Raw genomic sequence first — 20961 nt, 5'->3', positions numbered from 1 at the left:
CGCCCGGGACGGCGGTGAAGCGACGGTAGGTGGCCGAAACTTTCGTTAACAAGGTCTTGACGTGTGAGCAATACGAGCAAAACACGGGGCTGCGGAAGCGGCGTACGGCCAGGCCGCGGCGCCGCGCGCGGGGCCGGGCCCCTCCGCCGCGCGCGCCGCACATGGCCGAGAGTTTCCGTTGACGGGCCGGGGCCGCAATCCTAAGGTCCTCCATAGGATTGCTGGATTCCTCGATCGGCGGGAGCGCGCGATGACAGGCACGGGCAGCGAGCGGGCGAGAAAGACGGCCGAGGGGCTCGCGTACTCCTCGGGCTTCGGCAACGAACACAGCTCGGAGGCGGTCACCGGCGCCCTGCCGGTGGGCCGCAACTCCCCCCAGCGCGCACCCCTGGGGCTGTACGCGGAGCAGCTGAGCGGTTCGGCCTTCACCGAGCCGCGCGCCCGCAACCGCCGGACGTGGCTCTACCGCATCCGCCCGTCCGCCGCCCACCCGCCGTTCGAGCGGGCGGACAACGGCGCCCTCCGGGGCGCGCCCTTCACCGAGACGGCGCCCGACCCCAACCGGCTGCGCTGGAACCCGCTGCCCGCGCCCGAGGCGCCCACCGACTTCCTCGCCGGACTGTGGACGCTGGGCGGCAACGGCGACGCCGGCCGGCGCACCGGCATGGCCATCCACCTCTACCACGCCAACGCCTCCATGGAACGGCGGGTGTTCAGCGACGCGGACGGCGAGCTGCTGATCGTCCCCGAGCACGGCGGCCTGCTGATCCGCACCGAACTGGGCCTGCTGCGCGCCGAACCCGGGCACGTCGCGCTCATCCCGCGCGGCGTCCGCTTCCGCGTCGAACTGCTCGACGCCACCGCCCGCGGCTACGTCTGCGAGAACTACGGGCAGCCCTTCCAGCTCCCCGACCTCGGCCCGATCGGCGCCAACGGCCTGGCGAACGCGCGGGACTTCCTGGCGCCGACCGCCGCGTACGAGGACGAGGAAGGCCCCTGCGAGGTCGTCAACAAGTTCTGCGGCAACCTCTGGAAGGCGACCTACGGCCACTCGCCGCTGGACGTCGTGGCCTGGCACGGCAACCACGTCCCGTACGTCTACGACCTGCGGCGCTTCAACGTCATCGGCTCGATCAGCTACGACCACCCGGACCCGTCGGTCTTCACCGTGCTGACCTCGCCGTCCGACACCCCGGGCCTGGCGGGCGTGGACTTCGTGGTCTTCGCGCCGCGCTGGCTGGTCGGCGAGGACACCTTCCGGCCGCCGTACTTCCACCGGAACGTGATGAGCGAGTACATGGGCCTGGTCGAGGGCGCCTACGACGCCAAGGCGGAGGGCTTCGTCCCGGGCGGCGGCTCGCTGCACAACATGATGTCCGCGCACGGCCCGGACCGGGAGACCTTCGACCGGGCGAGCGCGGCCGAGCTCAAGCCGCAGAAGATCGACGACGGGCTGGCCTTCATGTTCGAGACCCGCTGGCCGGTCACCCTCACCGGGCAGGCCGCGGGCGCCGACCACCTGCAGAGCGGCTACGACCGGGTATGGCAAGGTCTTGAGCGCCACTTCCGTCCCTGAGAGCCGGTGCCCCGGCACCGGCTCCGGCGGCACACCGCCCGGCCTCTGATACGGAGTCGCCTTGACCACCTTCGCCCCCGACTCGCTGGACCTGAACCGCAAGCTGCCGCTGTGGTACCAGGTCTCGCAGTCGCTGCGCGCGTCCATACTCGGCCGCTCCCCCGGCGCCCCGCTGCGCCTGCCGACCGAGGACGCGCTCGCCGCCCATTACGGCGTGAGCGTGCTGACCATGCGCCAGGCGCTCAAGGAACTGGAGACGGAGGGGCTGATCACGCGGCACCGCAGGCGCGGGACGTTCATCGAGCCGAGCGCGCGGCGCGGGTCGCCCGTGCGGCTGCTCGGCTCGGTGGACGCGATCGTGGCCCAGCAGTCCGGTATGCGCACCGAACTGCTGGGCCACGGGACGGACGCCGTACCGGCCGAGCTGGCGGAGTACTTCCCGGACCTGGCGGAGGTCGCCACGTACCGCAGACTGCGCAGCGACGAGAAGACCGGCGAGCCGACCAACCACGCGGTCAACTTCCTCCACCCGGACGTCGCCGCCCGCGTGGACCTCGCGGACCTGGAGCGCTGGCCGATGACGAAGGTGCTGCGGGACGCGGTGGGCGTGGCCATCAGCCGCATCACCGACACGGTCGAGGCCCGGCTGGCGGACCCGGAGACCGCCCGGCTGCTCCAGGTCCCGCTGCTCAGTCCGATCCTGCACTACACGGGCATCACCTACGACCAGGACGGACGGGTGGTGGACGTGGCCCGCATCCACTACCGGGGGGACCGTTTCTCCTTCACGGTGACGCTGGACGCGCACTGAGCCGGGCCCCCGGCGGGGCGCTCACGGGGCGCGCCGCCCGCCGATGCCCCACCCCGCCGAGGAGGCCGTGGACGGGACGGGCAAAGATGTGCGACATGTCACCTGTCAATCGTCGCACTGTCCTCACCGCCGCCCTCGGCGCGGCGGCCGTCAGCAGCACTCCCCTCGTGACGGGCCTGGGGGCCGCCAAGGCCCATGCCACGTCCAAGGGGGACAAGTACAAGACCAACACCTTGATGTACAAGGATCTCTCCGGTCAGGAGGGCATCCAGTACGCGCGCCGGTACAGACGGCACGAGCTGTTCGACAACGAGCGGGGCGGGAGACCCCCGTACCACCGCACGACGGTCATGGCCCTGCACGGCGGCGCCATCGAGAAGGGCACCTCCGAACTGTGCCTGGGCATAGCCGGCTACCACCCCGGCACCCTGGAGCCGCTGTTCCCGGGCGAGCCGGTGTACGACTACTGGATGTTCGAGGGGCTGCGGCTGCCCAGCATGAACCTGGGCAGCAACCGCGAACTGCACGTCACCGCGAAGAACTGCGACGACCACGTCGCGATCGCCATGGCGACCTCCAGCCTCAACGTCCTGAGCCTGCACGGCTGCAAGGCCGAACAGGCCGGTGTGCGCAGCGGCCAGGACCCCAAGGTGGTCGTCGTCGGCGGTCTGAACGCCGCCTTCAAGAAGCTGCTGCACGAAGAGCTGGGCGCCGCCGGCTTCAAGACGGTGGACGGCGACGACTTCCCGGACCTGGCCGGCGTCGACCCCGACAACCCCTGCAACCGCACCGTGCTCCGCAAGGGCGGCCAGCTGGAACTGACCACCGAGCTGCGCGAGTCCTTCTTCGGCACGGACACGCTGGCCGGGCGCGCCGACAGCACCAAGCCGGAGTTCAAGGCCTTCGCCGGCGCCTGCCGCAAGGCGATCGCCCGACTGGAGACCGGCGCCGACCAGGTCATTCTCTGAGCGACACACTGAGCGGACGCACCGGGCCCCAGGGAAGGCCGGGCCCGGTGCGGTCGTCGCCCTCGCCACCGTGAGCGCCGGGCGGCCTTGCCGCGGGGACGCCCCTCAGATCCGTTCCAGGCTGCGCCCCGTACTGCGCGGCCCCAGCAGCGCCACGTCCAGGCACAGCAGCAGCATCAGCGCGGCCGAACCGATGAAGACGGCGCCCGGCCCCAGCCCGTCCAGCACGGTCAGCGCGACGAACGGCAGGATCACCGAGGTGAGCCGGGACAGCGAGTAGGCGATCCCGATGGCGCTGCTGCGCAGGCCGGTCGGGAAGAGCTCGGTCTGGTAGACGTGGAAGGCGTTGGAGAAGACGTTGCTGCACACGGTCAGCGCGAAGCCGGCGCTCACGATCAGCCAGCCCGCGGAGGCGAAGCCGAAGGCCAGGCCGCACGCCGCCATGCCCAGCGCGGAGGCGATGATCAGTGTCTTGCGCTCGATCCGGTCGATGAGCGGCACGGACAGCGCCGAGCCCAGCGGATAGCCGCAGAAGCTGAGGGCCGCGTAGCTCAGCGACGTGGTGACGGTGTGGCCCTTGGCGGTCAGCACGACCGGCGCCAGCGAGCCGAACCCGTAGTAGCCGACGGTCTGGAGGACCTGGAAGATCCACCACATGACCGTGCGGCGCCGGTGGTCACCGCGGAACATCTCGCCCAGCGGGACACGGCGCTGCGGCACCTCCGCCGCCACCGCGACCGACGGCAGCGTCTCCCCGGTCTCCCGCGCGACCCGCTCCTCGATGTCCGTGACGATCTTCGCCGCCTCCTCCTCCCGGCCGTGTACGGCCAGCCAGCGCGGCGACTCCGGCAGCCGGGCGCGCATGAGCTGGATGAACGCCGCGCCCAGCGCGCCCGCCACCAGCAGCCAGCGCCAGCCCTCGACACCGAACAGCTCGCGGGTGGCCACCAGGCGGGCGCCCACGAAGGCGGCCACGGGCACGCCGCAGAAGCCGAAGGTGTAGGCCCAGGCGATGTACCGGCCGCGTACGGCGCGCGGCAGGAACTCGGCGAGGTAGGTGTCCACCAGCACCAGTTCGGCGCCCAGGCCGAGCCCGGCCAGGAAGCGCAGCGCGATCAGCCACTCCGCGTTCGGCGCGAAGGCGCCCAGCAGCGAACACAGCGAGTACGCGCCCAGATTGACCAGGAACATCCGGCGCCGCCCGAACCGGTCCGCGAGCACCGACAGCACCGTGGCGCCCACGAACATCCCGAGGAACCCGGCGGCGATCACCCAGGACTTGGCGGTGTGGTCCAGGTGCCACCGCTCGGCGAGCACCGCGGCCAGCACCCCGCCGAGGAAGATCTCGTAGAGGTCGAAGAAGGCGCCGACGCCGACGGTCAGGGTCAGCCGGCGGTGCCAGCGCGACGGCGGCAGCCGGTCCAGCCGGGCCCCGGCCCGCACCCCGGTGAGCTGCGTTGCGGTCATGGCGCTTCCTCCCGGCGGACGGCGGCGGCATGGGCGTGCGGTGACGGCACGGCCGTACGGCCAGGACCGTACCCGTCGGTGATCACTCGGGAAAGCCCCCCTCCGGCCGCCGCCGTTACGATGCCCCCAGGCAACCGAGCGCACCGAAGGTCCAGGGAGGGCGACCGCGTGACGGTGACACAGGCCACGGGGAGCGGCGGCGGCAGGCTCGCGGCCGCGCCCCGGCTCGATGACCTGATGCCCTGGTCGGTGGCGCCGCTGCGGCTCGGCCGCGGCTGGGTGATGGCCCCGGACGCCGCCTCCCTGCGGGCCCGCTGGGCGGCGCTGCACGAGGCCGGTGACGACGCGGCGCGCGAGCGGCTGTTCCGGCCCAGCCGCGCCCGTACGCTGCGCACCGCCGTGCCCCAGCTCCCCGGCCAGGCCACGCCCACCGGCCGCCTCGCGCACGGCGGCGGCCCGTGCCCCGACCCGGTGCGGGTGCTGCACGGCCCGTACGACCGGCAGTGGCTGCTGCCCGACCACCGGCTGATCGACGGCGCCCGCCCCGAGCTGTGGCGGGTGGCGGACGGGCGTCAGGTGTTCGTGGTGGAGCTGGGGCACGTGCCGCAGACGGCGGGGCCGGCGCTGGTGGCCTCCGCGCTGCTGCCGGACGGCAGGTCGCCCGCCGGGCGGCCCGGCCGCATCCGCCCGCTCTACCGGCGGCCCGGCGGCAGCGAGCCCAACCTCGCCCCCGGCCTGACGGAGCTGCTCGCCCGCCGCCTGGACCGGCCGGTCGGCGCCGCCGAGGTGCTCGCCTGGACGGTGGCGAGCGCCCGGCCCACCCCGTCCGGCGCGGTCGTGCCGTTGACCGCCGACGCCGGAGTATGGGAGGACGGCGTCGCGCTGGGCGAGCGGATGCTGTGGCTCCAGACGAGGGGCGCGCGGGGTGACGGGACGGCGTACGGGGCGCGCGCCGGCGACCGTCCCCGGATGCCCGGCGGACGGCGTCCCTACGTACGCGCCCCGCTTCCCGCCCACGGGCTGCCCGGCGGCGTCGACTACCTGCCGGACGAGGAGGCGCTGCTCCTCGGCCCCGGCCGGATCTCCCCCGTGCCTCCCGTGGCCTGGGAGTTCGAGGCAGGCGGGGTACGCGTGCTGGAGGCGTGGTGCGAGCGCCGGACCGCGCCGGCGGCCGCCCCGGAGGGACTGGAGGCGGTACGGCCCGCCGTCTGGCCCCAGGAGTGGACCACCGAACTGCTGGAGCTGATCACGGTGCTGTCGCTGCTGGGCGAAGTGCGCCCGGCGCAGGAGGCGTTGCACCGGCGCACGGCGGACGGGCCGCGCATCGAGGCGTCCGGGCTGCGGGCGGCGGGGGTGCTGCCGCCGCCCGCCGCGGCCCGCCGCCCGGCCTCCGTCCTGGATCATCACGAGGAGGGCCCGGAGGGGCAGTTCGCCCTGTTGTGACCCGCCCCGCCGTGCCCCCCGCCGTGTTCCGCCCCGCCGTGACGCGGCCGTACGGCTCCGCGCGTTGCCCGGCGTACGGCGGCGGGTAGGTGCTCCGACCATGGAACACACGCCCATGGACCATCCGACCGCGGACCATCCGACCGCGGATCACCCGACCGTGGCCCACCCGGCCGTGGACCGCACTGTGCAGCCGCCGCCCCTGGAGGGCATCACCGTCGTCGGCGTCGAGCAGGCCGTGGCCGCGCCGTTCGCCACCCGGCAGCTCGCCGACCTCGGCGCCCGGGTGATCAAGGTGGAGCGGCCGGACGGCGGCGACTTCGCGCGTGCCTACGACACCTCGGTACGCGGTCTGGCCTCGCACTTCGTCTGGGCCAACCGCGGCAAGGAGTCGCTGGCGCTGGACCTCAAGGACCCGCGCGGGCGCGCGCTGCTGGAGCAACTGCTCCGCACCGCGGACGTGTTCGTGCAGAACCTCGCGCAGGGCGCGGCCGCGCGGCTCGGGCTGGACGCGGCGTCGCTGTGCGCCCGCCACCCGCGCCTGGTCGCCGTGGACATCTCCGGGTACGGCGCCGACGGCCCGTACGCGCACAAGCGGGCCTACGACATGCTCGTCCAGTGCGAGGCCGGGCTGGTCTCGCTGACCGGGACGCCGGACGAACCGGCGAAAGCCGGGTTTCCGGCGGCGGACATCGCGGCGGCGATGTACGCCTTCTCCGGGGTGCTGGCCGCGCTGCTGCGCCGCGGCACGACCGGCCGCGGCGGCCCGGTGGAGATCGCGATGCTGGACGCGCTGGCCGAGTGGCTGGGGCACCCGCTCTACTTCGGGATGTACGGGGGCACGCCTCCCGCGCGCACGGGTGTCGCGCACGCCGTCATCGCGCCGTACAACGCCTACCCGACGGCGGACGGGCAGCCGGTGCTGCTGTCCGTGCAGAACGACCGGGAGTGGGGGCGGCTGGCGCGGCAGGTGCTGGAGCGGCCCGGACTGGCCGACGATCCGGCGTTCGCGACGAATGCGGCGCGAAATCGCAACCGGGACAAGACGGACCGGGTGGTGGGTGAGGCACTGGCCGGGATGCCGGTCGAGGAGGCCGTACGGCGGCTGGAGGAGGCGGGGATCGCCTGTGCGCGGCTGAACGGGGTGGCGGAGCTGGCCGGGCATCCGCAGCTCGCGGCGCGCGACCGCTGGCGGGAGGTGGGGTCACCGGTGGGGCCGCTGCGTGCGCTGCTGCCGCCGATCACCCTGCCCGGGAGTGCCGGGCCCGAACCGGGGAATGTCCCGGCCCTGGGCGAGCACACCGACGCGCTGCTGAGCGCTCTGGGTCTGACGAGCGAGCGGATCGCAGCGCTGCGCCGGGACGGTGTGATCGCCTGAGGGGCCGGGACCGGTGGCCGTGGTTCAGCTGTGACCGCCGAACAGCGACCGGCGCAGCCTGCGCAGCGGGGCGAACAGCGACACCCTGGCGCCGCGGCTCGTCCTCGTGCGCGCGTGGTCACGAGCGGTGAGCTCCTGCATCAACGACGTCGCACCCTCCGACTCGCGCTGCGGGACGGCGGGTCCGCCCAGCACCGCGAGGTGGCGGTCGAGCCGCGCGCTGGACGCGCCGCTTCCGCAACTGATCGCAGGCACTCGTGGCCTGCTGCGCATTGTTATCTGTTCCATGACACTCCCCACCCGTACGAGGGCACCCGGCCCCGGGCAGGGTAACCCTATCTCTCTCCCGTGGCACGCGCGCGGCCCCCTCACCAGGATTCACCTCCCGCGCACCGACGTTGACGACACCTTGTGGATCACTGTCGGCCGAGGGCGAGTTGGATGAGTACCGAGGTCGTGGGCCTGTCGGAGCCGCCGGACGGCTCCAGGGTGACCGCCAGCCGGTCCGCCGGGCCGGTGCCGCCGTGCCGAAGATCACGTACGACGGCGGGGCCCGCGGTGCGGGTCCGCGGGTCGTAGGGCAGCACACCGGCCGAGCGGGCCGTGCCGAGCCCGTCGCGCAGGCGCCACAGCTGGTACGCGTGCCCGGCGGGCGGCAGGGGCAGTCCGGCCGCGTTCACCACGGCCTGGTCCATCTCGGCCGATTCGACCGCGCTCAGCGAACGCCCGCCGATCGGGCGGCCGGAGACGGCCAGCGCGTCCGGCGCGGCCAGCACCGCGTTCACGGACCGCGTCACGGCGCGCTGCCGGTCCAGTTCGCTGTCCGTACGGATCAGCTGCCAGGCGAGCAGGGCGCTGACGAGCAGGCTCAGCGCGGCGACCGCCCCGGCGAGGCGGGTGCCGTACCGGGCGGGCGGCCGCGGGCCCCGCGCGCGGGCGGGACGCGTGTCCTCGGACGCGGGCACCGGCTCGGCGGGCCGCGGGACCGCGTCCTCCTGCGGGGTGGCCAGCGCGGCGGTCAGGACGCGTGCGCGCAGACCGGCAGGGGCCGGGCGGGCCGCGGCGCGGGCCAGCCAGGTGGCGTCCTCCGAAAGGACGCGTAGTTGCGCCGCGCAGTCCGCGCAGTGGCGCAAGTGGCGTTCGAAGCGGCTCCGTTCGCGCGGGCCGAGGGCGTCCAGGGCGTACGGGGCGGCCAGGGTGTGGACGCCCCGCCGCCCGGCGCGCAGCGCGTCACGGAGGGCCGCGGACGGCCGGCGGCGGCTCATCCGGCGGCCGCCAGGCAGTCGCGCAGCCGGGCCAGCCCGTCGCGCAGCCGGGACTTGACCGTGCCGAGCGGTACGGCCAGCCGACGGGCCACCTCGCGGTGGGTGTACCCGTCGTAGTACGCGAGGGTGACCGACTGCCGCTGCAACGCGGTGAGCCGTTCCAGGCACCGGCGCACCCACTCGCGCTCGAAGGTCCCCTCGACCTGCTCGGCCACCTCGTCGAAGGCGGTCACCACGGACCGGCGCGCGGCCCGCTCCTCGCGCTCGCTCGCCGCCCGCGCCGACCGCACCCGGTCCACCGCCCGGCGGTGGGCGAGGGTGAGGATCCAGGACAGGCCGCTGCCGCGCCCGGGGTCGTAGCGGTGGGCCCGCCGCCAGACCTCCAGCAGCACCTCCTGTGTCACCTCCTCGGCCTGCGCGCTGTCCCGCAGCACCCGCCGGGCCATGCCGAAGACCGGCGCCGACACCAGGTCGTACAGCTCCTCGAAGGCGCCGTGGTCGCCGCGCGCGACCAGCGGCAGCAGCACCTCGGCACCGCGCCCGGCGGCCGTTTCGGACTCCACGCGCCCTCACCCCGCTCCCGTGACGACCGGTCATTGTCCCGCCGTGAGGGGTTCGGGGCGAGACGCGCGGCGGACCGGTCCGGGCGGCGTCCGGATTCCGCGGACACCGGACCCATCCGTACGGAACGGGGCCACGAATAGCCGCCACAGCACGGTGCGGCCACCGCACCGCCGACCCGGCCGGCACCGCCCGGCACGCCCGAGAAGGACCGACGCGATGACCGCCAGCACCGAAGCCACCGGAAACCGGAAGACCAGGAAAGGCAGGCGCACCCACCGGACCGTCGCCGTGCTGGCGTGCGGCTCGCTGGCCGCGGCGGGCGTCGCCGGCACGGCCGCGGGCCCGCTCGCGACCCGCTCGGCGCAGGCCTCCAGCCACCGGGAGGCGCCGCAGATCTCGGGGCAGCCGGAGTACGACACCACGGACGTGTACGCCTTCCAGAGCCCCGACAAGCCGGACACCACGACGCTGACGGTGAACTGGTGGCCCTTCGCGGAGCCCGCGGGCGGCCCGAACTTCTACAAGTTCGCCACCGACGCCCAGTACGACGTGCACGTGGACAGCGACGGGGACGGGCAGGGCGACCTGGTCTACCGGTGGACGTTCAAGGACCACTACCGCAGCGGTGACACGTTCCTCTACAACACCGGCCAGGTCACGTCCCTCGACGACAAGGACCTGAACTACTACCAGACGTACGACATCGACCTGCTGCGGCTGAAGGACCAGAAGGTGGTCTCCAGCACGAAGATCGCCGACGATCTGACCGCCGCGCCGTCCAACGTCGGCAAGGCGTCGATGCCCGACTACCAGAAGCTGCGCGACCAGGCGGTACGGCCGGTCGCGGGCGGCGGCACGTCCTTCGCGGGCCAGGCGGACGACCCGTTCTTCCTGGACCTGCGCGCCTTCGACCTGCTGTACGGCGGCGACCTCTCCGAGGTGGGCCGCGATACCCTCAAGGGCTACAACGTGCAGTCGGTGGCCCTCCAGGTGCCGACGAGCGAGCTGCGGCAGTCGGCGAAGCAGCCGGTGATCGGCGTCTGGTCCACCACCCAGCGCAAGAACGCCTCCGGCGGCTGGTCGCAGGTGTCGCGGCTGGGCAACCCGCTGGTCAACGAGCTGGTCGTGCCGGTCAAGGACAAGGACCGCTTCAACGCGTCCGCGCCGTGGAACGACGCGCAGTTCCTCAAGTACGTCACCGACCCCGAGCTGGCCCGGCTGATCGAGAAGATCTACGGGATGAAGGCGCCGGCGCTGCCCCGCAAGGACCTGATCGCGGTGTTCCTGACCGGCGTGGCCAAGCTCAACCAGCCGCCGAACGTCCGCCCCGCCGAAGCCCTGCGGCTGAACACCGCCATTCCGCCCACCGCGCAGCCCAAGCGCCTGGGCGTCCTGGACGGCGACAACGCGGGCTACCCGAACGGCAGGCGGCTCGCCGACGACGTCGTGGACATCTCCCTCCAGGTGGTGGAGGGCGAGCTGGTCGGGCAGAAGAACGACCTGGGCGACGCGGTCGACGCCAACGACCAGCCGTTCGGCAAGACCTTCCCGTACCTGGCGCTGCCCGCCCCGGGCTCCCGGGGCCCACTGGCCAAGAAGAGCGGCGGCAGTACGAACGGGAGCGGCCAGGGGGCGGTGGACCGGTCGGCCGGACTGCGGACCGGGCTGCGCCCGCAGGACGAGGCGACCGGGGACGGCGGCGACACCCTGCTGATCGCCTCCGCCTCGGCGGGCGCCGTCGGGCTGGCGCTGGTCGGCACCGGACTGCTCTGGCTGCGCGCCAACCGGCGCGCGAGGGCGGGACGTTGATGTTTCCCCGACTGCCCGGGAGCGTACGCGGCACACTCGCCGGCGCCGTCGTGACCGTACTCCTCGCGTGCGCGGTCACCGTCGGCGGGATCGCCCTGGGCGGAGACGGTGGCCGGGCGCGCGCCCCGGTGCCCGCGCCACCGTCGTCCGACGTCCCCGTGGGCCGCGGCGCGGCGGCCGGCCTGTCCGGCACCGTCAGCGCCCTCCAGGTGCGGCTGCGCGAGCGGCCCGGGGACTGGCTCGGCTGGGCCCGGCTGGGCGCCGCCTACGTCGAGCAGGCCCGTACGACCGGCGACCCGACCCGCTATCCGCAGGCCGGGCGTGCCGTCGCCCGCTCGCTGGCGCTGCGCCCGCGCCAGAACGACGCGGGGCTCGCGGCGCGGGCCGCGCTCGCCGCGGCGCGGCACGACTTCCGGGCCGCGCTGCGGGACGCGGACGCCGCGCTCGCGGTCAACCCGTACGGGGAGCGGGCGCTGGCGGTCCGCGTGGACGCGCTGGTGGAGCTCGGGCGGTACACCGAGGCGCTGGCGGCGGCGCGGCACGCCGACGCGGTGCGCCCGGGCGTTCCGTCCTTCACCCGGCTCGCGTACGTACGGGAACTGCTCGGCGACGCCGACGGCGCCCGCAAGGCGCTGGAACCGGCGCTGCGGTCCGCCACCCGGCCCGACGACATCGCGTACGTCGCCACCGCCCTCGGCAACTTGGCGCGCGGTCAGGGACAGTACGCGGCAGCCTTCCGGCACTATGCGCTGGCGCTGCGCGCCGTGCCCGGCCACCTTCCGGCCCTGGAAGGCCGGGCGCGCACCTACATCGGGCGCGGCGAACTGGGCACCGCGGCCCGCGAACTGCACGAGGTCGCACGCCGCTATCCGCTGCCGGGACCCCTGGCCGCGCTCGGCGAGGTCCACGAAGCGCGCGGCCAACGGGCCGCCGCCCGGCAGCAGTACGCCCTGGCCGGGGCCTGGGGCGACCTCGCGCGCGCCAACGGCGTGGCCGTGGACCTGGACACCGCCCTGGTCGAGGCCGACCACGGCGACCGGCACGCCGCCTTGCGCGCCGCCCGCGCCGAGTGGTCCCGCCGTCAGACCGTGCACACGGCCGACGCCCTCGCCTGGGCCCTGCACCGCACCGGCCAGGACCGGGAGGCCCTGCCCTACGCGCAACGCGCCGCCGCGCCCGGCTTCCGCGACGCGACGTTCCTCTACCACCGCGGCACGATCGAGCGCGCGCTCGGCCGGACCGCCGAGGCGCGCCGCGACCTGTCCGCCGCCCTGCGCCTGGACCGTGGCTTCTCGCCCACGGGGGCGGCCGCGGCCCGGTCCGCGCTGGACGCGCTGGGAGTGGGACGGTGAAGCGGCGCGCGACCGCCCTCCTGGTCACGGCACTCGCCGCCGTGCTCCTGCTGATCGCCCCGGCGGGCGCCGCACACGCGCACCCGCTCGGCAACTTCACCGTCAGCCAGTACGACGGCTTGGTCGTCCGGCCCGGCGAACTGCGCGTCGACCACGTCGAGGACCTCGCCGAGATCCCGGCCGCCCAGCAGCAGGACCGCATCGACCGGAACGGGGACGGAACCACGGGCCGGGCCGAGCTGACGGCCTGGGCACGGGAACGGTGCGCCACCGCCGCGCGCGGCAGCGGGCTGACCGTCGGCGGGCGGCGGGAACGGCTGCGGTCCGCGAGCGCCACCGCGGCCGCCCGGCCCGGCCAGGCCGGACTGCCGACCCTGCGCCTGGAGTGCCGGCTGACCGCACGCCTGCCGTCGGACGGGCGGGCCGCCCTGCGCTTCCGCGCGGCGGAGGGGGACGGCGCGCCCGGCTGGCGGGAGATCACCGCCCGGGGCGACCACACCCGGCTCACCGCGTCCGACGCCCCCACGGCATCGGTGTCCCGACGGCTGACCGCCTACCCCCGGGACGTACTGGCCTCGCCGCCCGCCCGGCGCTCGGCGGCCGTCCGCGCCGTACCGGGCGGGCCCGCGCTCTCCGAGGCGGCCGGACGCCCGCCCGCCGCTTCCGGCCCGCTCCGCGGCGCGGACCGCTGGACGCAGGCCCTGACCGGGCTCGTCGCCCGGCACGACCTGACCCCCGCCTTCGCGGCGCTCGCGCTCGCCACCGCCCTGCTGCTCGGCGCGCTGCACGCCCTCGCACCGGGCCACGGCAAGACGATGATGGCCGCGGCAGCGGCGGCGGGCGGCCGGAGTTCGCGGCGGGACGTCCTGGCCCTGGGCCTGTCGGTGACCGTGACGCACACCCTGGGCGTCTTCGCGCTCGGGACGCTGATCGCGGCGGGTTCGGCCGCCGCGCCCTCGGTGGTGGCCTGGCTCGGCGTGGCCAGCGGGGCCCTGGTGGCGGGGGCGGGAGCGGTGCTCCTGCGGCGGGCGCTACGAATGCGCCGGTACGGGCACGGGCACTCACACGGCCACGAGCACGGGCACGGGCATGGCCACGGGCACGGCCATGAGCACCGTCATCGAGACTCCCACGAGCACCACCGCCATCACCGACACCCCCACCACCCCGCCCGCCCCGGCCTCCGCGGCACGGTCCTGCTCGGGTTCGCGGGCGGGCTGGTGCCGAGTCCCTCCGCCGTGGTGGTGCTGGTCGGTGCCGCCGCGCTCGGCCAGGCGTGGTTCGGCTTCCTGCTGGTCGTCGCGTACGGCGCGGGGCTGGCCGGGACCCTGGCCGCGGCCGGGCTGCTCGCGGTCCGGCTGACCCTGCGGTTCGGGGAACGGCTGGTCACGGGGCGCGGGACCGGCGCGCGGCTGCTGTCCGCCGCGCACCGCCTGGCGCCCGTCGGCACCGCCGCCGTCGTCCTGCTGCTCGGCTGCGGATTGCTGCTCAAGGGGGCGGCAACCACGCTGGGTTGAGGTACGTTTCCACCGAATCGCTCTACTGCGAGGGGGGCTCGTCCATGAGCGAGGATCCTGGCGGCGAGGGAACCGGCGGCCCGCGGGACGGCGGGGAGGGCGGGGACGGCGGACGGCTGCTGGCGGGGCGCTACCGGCTGGGCACCGAGCTGGGCCGGGGCGGGATGGGCGTGGTGTGGCGGGCCCGGGACGAGCTGCTGGCCCGCGAGGTCGCCGTCAAGGAGGTCCGGGCGCCCCGCGAACTGACGGAGGGCGAACAGGCGTTGCTGTACGCGCGGCTGGAGCGGGAGGGCCGGGCGGCGGCCCGTATCGCGCACCGCAACGTGGTGACCGTCTACGACGTGGTGTCCGAGGAAGGCCGCCCGTGGATCGTCATGGAGCTGGTGCGCGGCCTGTCGCTGGCCGAGACGCTGGACGCGGACGGGCCGCTGACGCCGGCCCGGGCCGCCGGCATCGGATCGCAGGTGCTGGCCGCGCTGCGGGTCGCGCACACCGCGGGTGTGCTGCACCGCGATGTGAAGCCGGGCAACGTCCTGCTGGGCAACGACGGCCGGGTGGTGCTCACCGACTTCGGCATCGCGCGGGTGACGGGCTCCTCCACCCTGACGCTGACCGGCGAACTGGTCGGCTCGCCCGAATTCCTGGCGCCGGAGCGGGCGTTGGGCGAGCAGGCGGGCCCGGAGTCGGACCTGTGGTCGCTGGGCGTGACGCTGTACGCGGCCGTGGAGGGCCATTCGCCGTTCCGCCAGGACACGCCGCTGACCACGCTGCGCGCGGTGGTCGACGAGCAGTTGCCGCCGCCCCGCCGCGCGGGCCCGCTAGCGCCCGTACTGGAAGGGCTGCTGCGCAAGGACCCGCGGGAGCGGCTGGACGGGGCCGAGGCGCAGCGGATGCTGGACGAGATCGCCGCGGGCGGCGGCGCGACGCCCACCGTGGTGGTTCCGCCGCCGAGTTACGTGCCGACGGTCGCCGCCGGTCACGCTGTCCCAGGGTACGGCCCGCCGACGCCGGTGCCGGGCCCGGAGACGACCGCGGGAGGGCCGTCCGCGGACACCGCGGCCGAGGCCGAGCGGAAGCGGCGGCGGTCGGTCCGGCTGCTGCTGGCCGGCGCGCTGATCGCGGCGCTGGCGGCGGGCGGCGTGGCGTACGCGCTGCTGGCGGACGACGGCTCCCGGGGGCCCACGCCGGGCAGCACCTCGGGGGGCGGCGGCGGTTCCGGGGGCGGTACCGGCGACGGCGGGGGCGGCGGCACGGGCGGTGGCGGGGGCGGCGGCACGCCGGGGCGGACATCGCCCGGCAGTACGCCGTCCGCGTCCACTTCGCCGGGCGGTACGGATCCCGGCCGTACCTACCCCAACAGCACGCCTCCCCACCGTACGTACCCGCGGACCACTCCGCCCCGCTCGACCGCCCGCCCCCCGACCACCTCACCGCCCACGACCAGCGCGCCGACCTCCTCCGCCCCGACGACCGCACCGACCACGTCCGGGAGCGGCGCCACGAACGGCGGGGCCACCGGCGCGACGGGGGACGGCGGTACGCACACCTACGGCGAAGTCCCGCCCGGGGGCGGGACTTCGTCAGGGGCGGGGCAGGCGCGGGATCAGGTGGCGGAGTTCAGGACGGGCAAGTAACCCTTGGACTGTCCGTTGGCCGTGGGGTGGTAGGAGTTCTCCACGGGGAAGGTGACGCTGTGCAGCCAGGGGGCGCCGGAGCACAGCTCGTGCCCGGCGAAGGTCGTGTTGACGTCGCCGAAGGTGAAGCCGTGGTCGGCGGCGCGCTTGGCGGTGACGGTGTTGATGTCGTCCGCGGCGGCGTTTATGGCCGCCCGGGACTTCTCCGAGAGGCCGACGGAACAGCTGCCGCCCAGCTTGTAGAAGCGCGGGTAGCCCAGGACGACGACCTCGGCGGCGGGGGCCCGGCTGTCGATGGCGTCGTAGACCTGGTCGAGCTGGCCGGGCAGCGTCTGCTGGATGTAGGCGCGCGCCTTGGCGATCCGGGCCAGGCACGCGCTCTCGCCCTGGAGGGCGCAGGTGGTCATGGTGTCGGCGAAGCCCGCGTCGTTGCCGCCGATGGTGATGCTGACCAGGTCGGTGCCGGAGTTGACCGGGGTCAGCTGCTTGGCCAGCACGTCTCCCGTGCGGGCGCCCGAGCAGGCGGTGAAGTTGAACCTCGTGCCGGTGTGCGAGGCGGCCCACAGGGCCGGGTAGGACCTGGTGCTGCGCTTGCAGGAGCCGCTGCTGCTGTCGTAGCTGCCCGCGCCGACCCCCGAGGAGTAGGAGTCACCGAGGGCCACGTAGTCGGTGGCCTGGATTCGCGGCGCGGACACGGCGGCGCTCGCGCCGGAGAGCGCGAGCGCCGAGGTGACGAGGAGCGCGGACGCCGCCGCCGCGCATCGGGACAGTCTCATGGAACCTCCCTGAGCAGGATCTCTGCCATTCCTGATGTAGCAGGACCCCTCCGTTTCGGGAAGTCTTGTCACCCGTTCTCACGATCACGGGTGACTCCGATGGCGGTGTCGTGACATCACCGTGACGATGACATGACAGCCATCGGAGGCCGTGTCACCTGCCGGATCGCCGACCGCGGTGATCGAGCCAGGCCCCGACGGTGGAAAGTCGCCCCTCTCCGGGAACATCGGCGTCCGTGGCGCCCGGGACGCCGCCCGGACCGTCCGGCAAGCGCCCGAAGGTCGCTTTCGGGCCGCCCCCGGAGCTGTCCTGAACGGACGATTCCGCGCCCCAACCACGCGCTGTACATGGCCCGTTCACGCCTTCTTCGCGTCTTGACGGGCCCGCGCCCGCTGCGCGACATTGAAGCCCGGCATCAGGCGCTTATGGGGGGCAAAGCTGCCAATGCAGACCAAGACCATCAACGGCAACGCGCCGGACGGCGGCAGACCGGACCGCGACGAGCCGGTGCCCGGCGGCCCGGAGGACAGCGGGCCGGGGGGCCCGGGAACCGGCCTGCCAGGACGGTGGCGCGCGGACTCGGTGCCCGTACTGGCCGGTGCCGCGGTGGCGGTCGGCGGCGTGGGCGCCTTCCTGGCGCTCGCCGACCTCGCCTCGCCGGTGCGCGCTCCGTGCACCCTCTTCTTCCTGGTGCTGGCGCCGGCCGCGGCGCTCGCCGCCGCACTCGGCCGGCTGGACCCGCTCAGCCGGACCGTCGTCGCGGGCGCCGGGGCGGTCGCCCTGGACCTGCTCGTCGCGCAGGCGATGCTCGCCCTGCACCTGTGGTCGGCGCGGGGCGGAGTGGTGGCCGTCGCCGTGCTCAGCGGCGGCATGTTCCTAGCGGTCAGCGTGCGGCGCCGGAGGTCCGGCGCCCGTGGACGGGGAAGTCGGACGAACTGACGTGGACATCAGCGTGTACCGCCCGGGTGAGCTCAGCGGCACCGAACGGGCGGCGTGGAGCACCATGCAGTCCCAGGCGCACCTGCTGGGCACGCCCCAGCTGGCGAATCCTTTTCTCGCACCCGAGTTCGCGCTCGCCGTCGGCCGCTGCCGGCGCGGGGTGCGGATCGCGGTGATCCGGGAGGACGGTGAACCGGCCGCCTTCCTGCCCTTCCAGCGCTCGCCGCTGGGCGTCGGGCGGGCGATCGGGCTGGGGGTGTCGGACGCCCAGGGGCTGGTGCACCGCCCCGGGTTCCAGTGGGACTCCCGCGAACTGCTCCACGCCTGCGGCCTGTCGGTGCTGGAGTTCGACCACCTGGTGGAGGGCCAGAAACCCTTCGAATCGGCGCCGATGCGCAGCTTCGCCTCCCCCGTCATCGACGTGGACCAGGGGTATGCGGCCTACCTGGCGTGGCTGCTCGAAAACTCGCCGAAGTTCTCCCGGCGGACCCTGTCCAAGGAGCGCAAGCTGGGGCGGGACGTCGGCCCGGTGCGGTACGTGCACGACGAGCGGGACCCGGCGGTGCTGCGCCGGCTGCTCGGCTGGAAGTCGGCGCAGTACCGCAGGACGGGACGGAGCGACCGCTTCGCCCACCCGTGGATCGTCCAGCTCGTCGACCAGCTCTTCCACACCCGCACCGCGTCCTTCGCCGGGCTGCTGTCGGTCCTCTACGCGGGCGACCGGCCGGTCGCCGCGCACTTCGGCATCCGTTCCGAGCGGGTGCTCTCCTGCTGGTTCCCGGCATACGACCCGGCGTACGCGAAGTTCTCGCCCGGCCTGGTGCTGCATCTGCGCATGGCGGAGGGAGCGGCGGCGCGCGGGCTGGCCTATATCGACCTGGGGCGCGGCAACAAGGAATACAAGGACTGTCTGAAGACCCGGGAACTTTCGGTGTCCGAAGGGTGGGTGTCCCGGCCTCACCCGGTCGCACTGTGGCAGCGCGCACACCGGGTACCGGTGCGCGCATTGCGCAACACGGTGGTGTCCCGGCCGGAATTGTTCGCACCAGCTGATCGACTTCTCAAACGGATGGGCCGAATCCGGTCGGGAGGTTGAGGAGGACACCGCTCCGTATTCGCCAATGACGCAAAAGGGGAGGCGAAGCCGAGGTATTGCCATAGAGTCCGGGTCATCAATACCGTCGTACACCACCCGCACCGGCCCGTCGTACGAGGCGGCTCAAGGGGAGGGCTCAAGCGCCGCCACAGGGGCCCGGGGCGGGGCGCGGTAGGGGGGTGCCGTGTCCGATCTTCACATGACGAAAACCGCGTCGATCATCGGAGCACGAGCCGCGCGGCCGGAAACACACAAGCCAGCTCGCCCTGTTCTCCCGGCGACGAGATCCATGCCGTCCTGAGCGGGGTGTGAACCCCCCTTTCGAACCGGATACCCATCCGGGCCGCCCGGGGGTGGGCGGCCCACCGGACGAGAGGGAAACAGACTCATGAGTTCATTCCTTCGCGCCGCGGAAACGGATCAGAAGCCGTTGCCGGTGCGCACCGAGGGGCAATACCGTCCCGTTTCCTCGCATCTGGCCATAGCTCCGCCGGTCAGCGTCGTGATACCCGCGATGAACGAGGCGGAGAATCTTCCGTATGTCTTCAAGACACTTCCGGAGTGGATACACGAAGTCGTCCTGGTGGACGGGAATTCCACCGACGACACGGTGGCGGTGGCCCGTGAACTGCGGCCGGACGTCAAGGTCGTCGAACAGCGCGGCAAGGGCAAAGGGGATGCCCTCATCAGCGGATTCGCGGCCTGCACGGGCGACATCATCGTGATGGTCGACGCGGACGGCTCGGCGGACGGCGCCGAGATCGTCAGCTATGTCTCCGCGCTGGTGGGGGGCGCGGACTTCGCCAAGGGCTCGCGGTTCGCCAACGGCGGCGGCACCGACGACATGACGCCGGTGCGCAAGCTGGGCAACCGGGTGCTGACCACCGTGGTCAACGCCAAGTTCGGCGCCCGCTACACGGACCTGTGCTACGGCTACAACGCCTTCTGGCGGCACTGCCTGGACCAGATCGCCCTGGACTGCAACGGGTTCGAGGTCGAGACGCTGATGAACATCCGCGTGGTCAAGGCCGGTCTGAAGGTCCAGGAGATCCCCAGCCACGAGTACAACCGCATCCACGGCGTGAGCAACCTGCGCGCCGTGCGGGACGGGTTCCGGGTGCTGAAGGTGATACTGCGCGAGCGCAGCACCCGCCACAAGCGTCCCGCCCGCCCGGCGGTGATCACGGGAGAGGCGTCTTGAGCGTCCGCGTCTCCGTGGTGATCTGCGCGTACACCGAGGACCGCTGGGGCGACATCCTCGCCGCGGCGGCCTCGGTGCACGAGCAGTCCCTGCCGGCACACGAGACGCTGCTCGTGGTCGACCACAATCCGGTGCTCCAGGAGCGGCTGAGCGCCCATTTCGCGTCATCCGGCCGCGGCGGCCCGGTGCGTGTCCTGGCCAACGCCGGGCCGCGCGGCCTGTCCGCCGGGCGCAACACCGGCATCGCCGAGGCCACCGGGGAGGTGATCGCCTTCCTGGACGACGACGCGGTGGCCGAACGCGACTGGCTGCTGCGCTTCGCCGAGCGCTACGCCGACCCGCGGGTGCTGGCGGTCGGCGGCCGGACCGAGCCGGTGTGGGCCTCGGGGCGCCGGCCGTCCTGGTTCCCCGAGGAGTTCGACTGGGTGGTGGGCTGTGCGTACCGGGGGCTGTTCCCCGGAGAGGACGGCCCCGACGGCCCGCACACGGTTCGCGTGCGCAACGTCCTGGGCGGCAACGCCTCCTTCCGGCGGGAGGCGTTCGAGATCGCCGGCGGGTTCGCCACCGGCATCGGCCGGGACGCCGGGAAGCGGCCGCTGGGCTGCGAGGAGACGGAGCTGTGCATCCGGCTGGCCCGCGCGGTGCCGGACGCGGTGCTGCTGGTCGACGACCGGGCGGTGATCCACCACCGGGTGCCGGAGGGCCGGGAGCGCTTCGCCTACTTCCGGTCCCGTACGTACGCGGAGGGCTTGTCCAAAGCGCTGGTGACGCGGAGCGTGGGCGCGCGGGACGGGCTGTCGGCGGAGCGCCGCTACACGACCCGCGTGCTTCCGGCAGGAGTGGCGCGCGGCCTGCGGGACGCGCTGCTGCGGCGGCCCGGCGGCGCCGGCCGGGCGGCGGCGATCGTGGCGGGGGTGGCCTCCACCGCGTACGGCTACGCGCTCGGCAGCGTACGGGCGCGCCGCGACCGGCGGACGGTGGGCGGCGGCTTCGTGGTGGTGCCCGTACCGGACGGGACGGACGGGACGGACAGTACAGACGGGACGGGCGGTACGGTCCGCAGACCCGCGCACCCGCCCGGACCGGCCGAGTTGCCGGCCTCCGCGGCTCCCCCGGCGGACGGCGGGTACCCGCCCTCGGCACACGAGGGGGTGGTGGCGTGAC

The 20961-nt window shown here is 74.2% G+C and carries 18 protein-coding genes; 13 read left to right on the top strand and 5 right to left on the bottom strand.

Features of this window, described 5'->3' with window-relative positions; translation table 11 throughout:
- The first annotated feature begins 250 nt into the window (after nucleotides 1–250).
- From hmgA to CP973_RS13315, 3 genes are all read left to right on the top strand, one after another.
- Nucleotides 251–1576: a homogentisate 1,2-dioxygenase gene (gene hmgA, locus CP973_RS13325; RefSeq protein ID WP_150240451.1), complete on the top strand. Its 1326-nt coding sequence runs from the start codon at nucleotides 251–253 to the stop codon at nucleotides 1574–1576.
- Between the two features lie 61 nt (nucleotides 1577–1637).
- Nucleotides 1638–2387 carry a GntR family transcriptional regulator gene (locus CP973_RS13320; protein WP_150240449.1) on the top strand — a complete coding sequence of 250 codons (750 nt, stop codon included), beginning with the start codon at nucleotides 1638–1640 and terminating at the stop codon, nucleotides 2385–2387.
- Nucleotides 2388–2482: 95 nt separating this feature from the next.
- On the top strand, nucleotides 2483–3355 hold the full coding sequence (locus CP973_RS13315) for a poly-gamma-glutamate hydrolase family protein (protein ID WP_150240447.1): 873 nt from the start codon (nucleotides 2483–2485) through the stop codon (nucleotides 3353–3355).
- Nucleotides 3356–3460: 105 nt separating this feature from the next.
- Here CP973_RS13315 and CP973_RS13310 read toward each other — a convergent pair whose 3' ends face one another.
- Nucleotides 3461–4822, bottom strand: coding sequence for an MFS transporter (locus tag CP973_RS13310; protein ID WP_150240445.1), 1362 nt, complete (start codon nucleotides 4820–4822; stop codon nucleotides 3461–3463).
- A 174-nt stretch (nucleotides 4823–4996) separates the two neighbouring features.
- Between CP973_RS13310 and CP973_RS13305 the strand changes: the two genes are divergently transcribed.
- Together CP973_RS13305 and CP973_RS13300 are read left to right on the top strand one after the other, a co-directional pair.
- Nucleotides 4997–6265 carry a type ISP restriction/modification enzyme gene (locus tag CP973_RS13305; protein ID WP_150243533.1) on the top strand — a complete coding sequence of 423 codons (1269 nt, stop codon included), beginning with the start codon at nucleotides 4997–4999 and terminating at the stop codon, nucleotides 6263–6265.
- Between the two features lie 100 nt (nucleotides 6266–6365).
- Entirely contained in the window at nucleotides 6366–7643 is a 1278-nt protein-coding gene (locus tag CP973_RS13300) for a CaiB/BaiF CoA transferase family protein (RefSeq protein WP_244409455.1), read from the top strand.
- A gap of 24 nt (nucleotides 7644–7667) precedes the next feature.
- On the opposite strand, the gene CP973_RS13295 is transcribed toward CP973_RS13300, so the two are convergent.
- The 3 genes from CP973_RS13295 to sigK all read right to left on the bottom strand — a co-directional run bounded on the left by CP973_RS13295 (nucleotide 7668) and on the right by sigK (nucleotide 9471).
- Nucleotides 7668–7931, bottom strand: coding sequence for a hypothetical protein (locus CP973_RS13295; RefSeq protein WP_030370963.1), 264 nt, complete (start codon nucleotides 7929–7931; stop codon nucleotides 7668–7670).
- A 128-nt stretch (nucleotides 7932–8059) separates the two neighbouring features.
- On the bottom strand, nucleotides 8060–8908 hold the full coding sequence (locus tag CP973_RS13290; RefSeq protein WP_150240443.1) for an anti-sigma factor: 849 nt from the start codon (nucleotides 8906–8908) through the stop codon (nucleotides 8060–8062).
- On the bottom strand, nucleotides 8905–9471 hold the full coding sequence (gene sigK, locus CP973_RS13285; RefSeq protein ID WP_150240441.1) for an ECF RNA polymerase sigma factor SigK: 567 nt from the start codon (nucleotides 9469–9471) through the stop codon (nucleotides 8905–8907). Before sigK ends, CP973_RS13290 begins: the two co-directional genes overlap by 4 nt.
- 217 nt (nucleotides 9472–9688) lie before the next feature.
- Here sigK and CP973_RS13280 point away from each other — a divergent pair, with 217 nt between their 5' ends.
- Genes CP973_RS13280 through CP973_RS13265 form a run of 4 tightly spaced genes read left to right on the top strand, consistent with a single transcriptional unit; the run spans nucleotide 9689 to nucleotide 15784 of the window.
- Nucleotides 9689–11281 (top strand): DUF4331 domain-containing protein, encoded by a 1593-nt coding sequence (locus tag CP973_RS13280; RefSeq protein ID WP_150240439.1) that lies wholly within the window; start codon nucleotides 9689–9691, stop codon nucleotides 11279–11281.
- 50 nt (nucleotides 11282–11331) lie between these two features.
- Entirely contained in the window at nucleotides 11332–12633 is a 1302-nt protein-coding gene (locus tag CP973_RS13275) for a tetratricopeptide repeat protein (protein WP_425281963.1), read from the top strand.
- The gene (locus CP973_RS13270; protein ID WP_244409453.1) at nucleotides 12630–14150 is read left to right on the top strand and encodes a nickel transporter; all 1521 of its coding nucleotides are present in this window, start codon (nucleotides 12630–12632) and stop codon (nucleotides 14148–14150) included. The genes CP973_RS13275 and CP973_RS13270 overlap by 4 nt, the downstream gene beginning before the upstream one ends.
- A gap of 44 nt (nucleotides 14151–14194) precedes the next feature.
- Complete coding sequence (locus CP973_RS13265) at nucleotides 14195–15784, top strand: serine/threonine-protein kinase (protein ID WP_150240436.1); 1590 nt, start codon at nucleotides 14195–14197, stop codon at nucleotides 15782–15784.
- On the opposite strand, the gene CP973_RS13260 is transcribed toward CP973_RS13265, so the two are convergent.
- Nucleotides 15754–16560 carry an SGNH/GDSL hydrolase family protein gene (locus CP973_RS13260; protein ID WP_150240434.1) on the bottom strand — a complete coding sequence of 269 codons (807 nt, stop codon included), beginning with the start codon at nucleotides 16558–16560 and terminating at the stop codon, nucleotides 15754–15756. The two genes, CP973_RS13265 and CP973_RS13260, sit on opposite strands and share 31 nt — an antisense overlap.
- A gap of 445 nt (nucleotides 16561–17005) precedes the next feature.
- Here CP973_RS13260 and CP973_RS13255 point away from each other — a divergent pair, with 445 nt between their 5' ends.
- The 4 genes from CP973_RS13255 (at nucleotide 17006) to CP973_RS13240 (ending at nucleotide 20960) form a co-directional block, all read left to right on the top strand.
- The gene (locus CP973_RS13255) at nucleotides 17006–17500 is read left to right on the top strand and encodes a hypothetical protein (protein ID WP_244409451.1); all 495 of its coding nucleotides are present in this window, start codon (nucleotides 17006–17008) and stop codon (nucleotides 17498–17500) included.
- 1 nt (nucleotide 17501) lies between these two features.
- A complete protein-coding gene (locus CP973_RS13250; RefSeq protein WP_150240433.1) occupies nucleotides 17502–18596 on the top strand; it encodes a GNAT family N-acetyltransferase in 1095 nt (364 codons plus the stop codon).
- A 388-nt stretch (nucleotides 18597–18984) separates the two neighbouring features.
- Complete coding sequence (locus CP973_RS13245) at nucleotides 18985–19797, top strand: glycosyltransferase family 2 protein (RefSeq protein ID WP_150240431.1); 813 nt, start codon at nucleotides 18985–18987, stop codon at nucleotides 19795–19797.
- Nucleotides 19794–20960 (top strand): glycosyltransferase family 2 protein, encoded by a 1167-nt coding sequence (locus CP973_RS13240; protein WP_244409449.1) that lies wholly within the window; start codon nucleotides 19794–19796, stop codon nucleotides 20958–20960. Before CP973_RS13245 ends, CP973_RS13240 begins: the two co-directional genes overlap by 4 nt.
- The last annotated feature ends 1 nt before the right edge of the window (nucleotide 20961 follow it).

Source organism: Streptomyces albofaciens JCM 4342, from assembly GCF_008634025.1.
Classification (GTDB): Bacteria; Actinomycetota; Actinomycetes; order Streptomycetales; family Streptomycetaceae; genus Streptomyces; species Streptomyces albofaciens.
The sequence above is the reverse complement of the archived record's forward strand: the minus strand, read 5'-3'. Positions and strand labels throughout refer to the sequence as shown.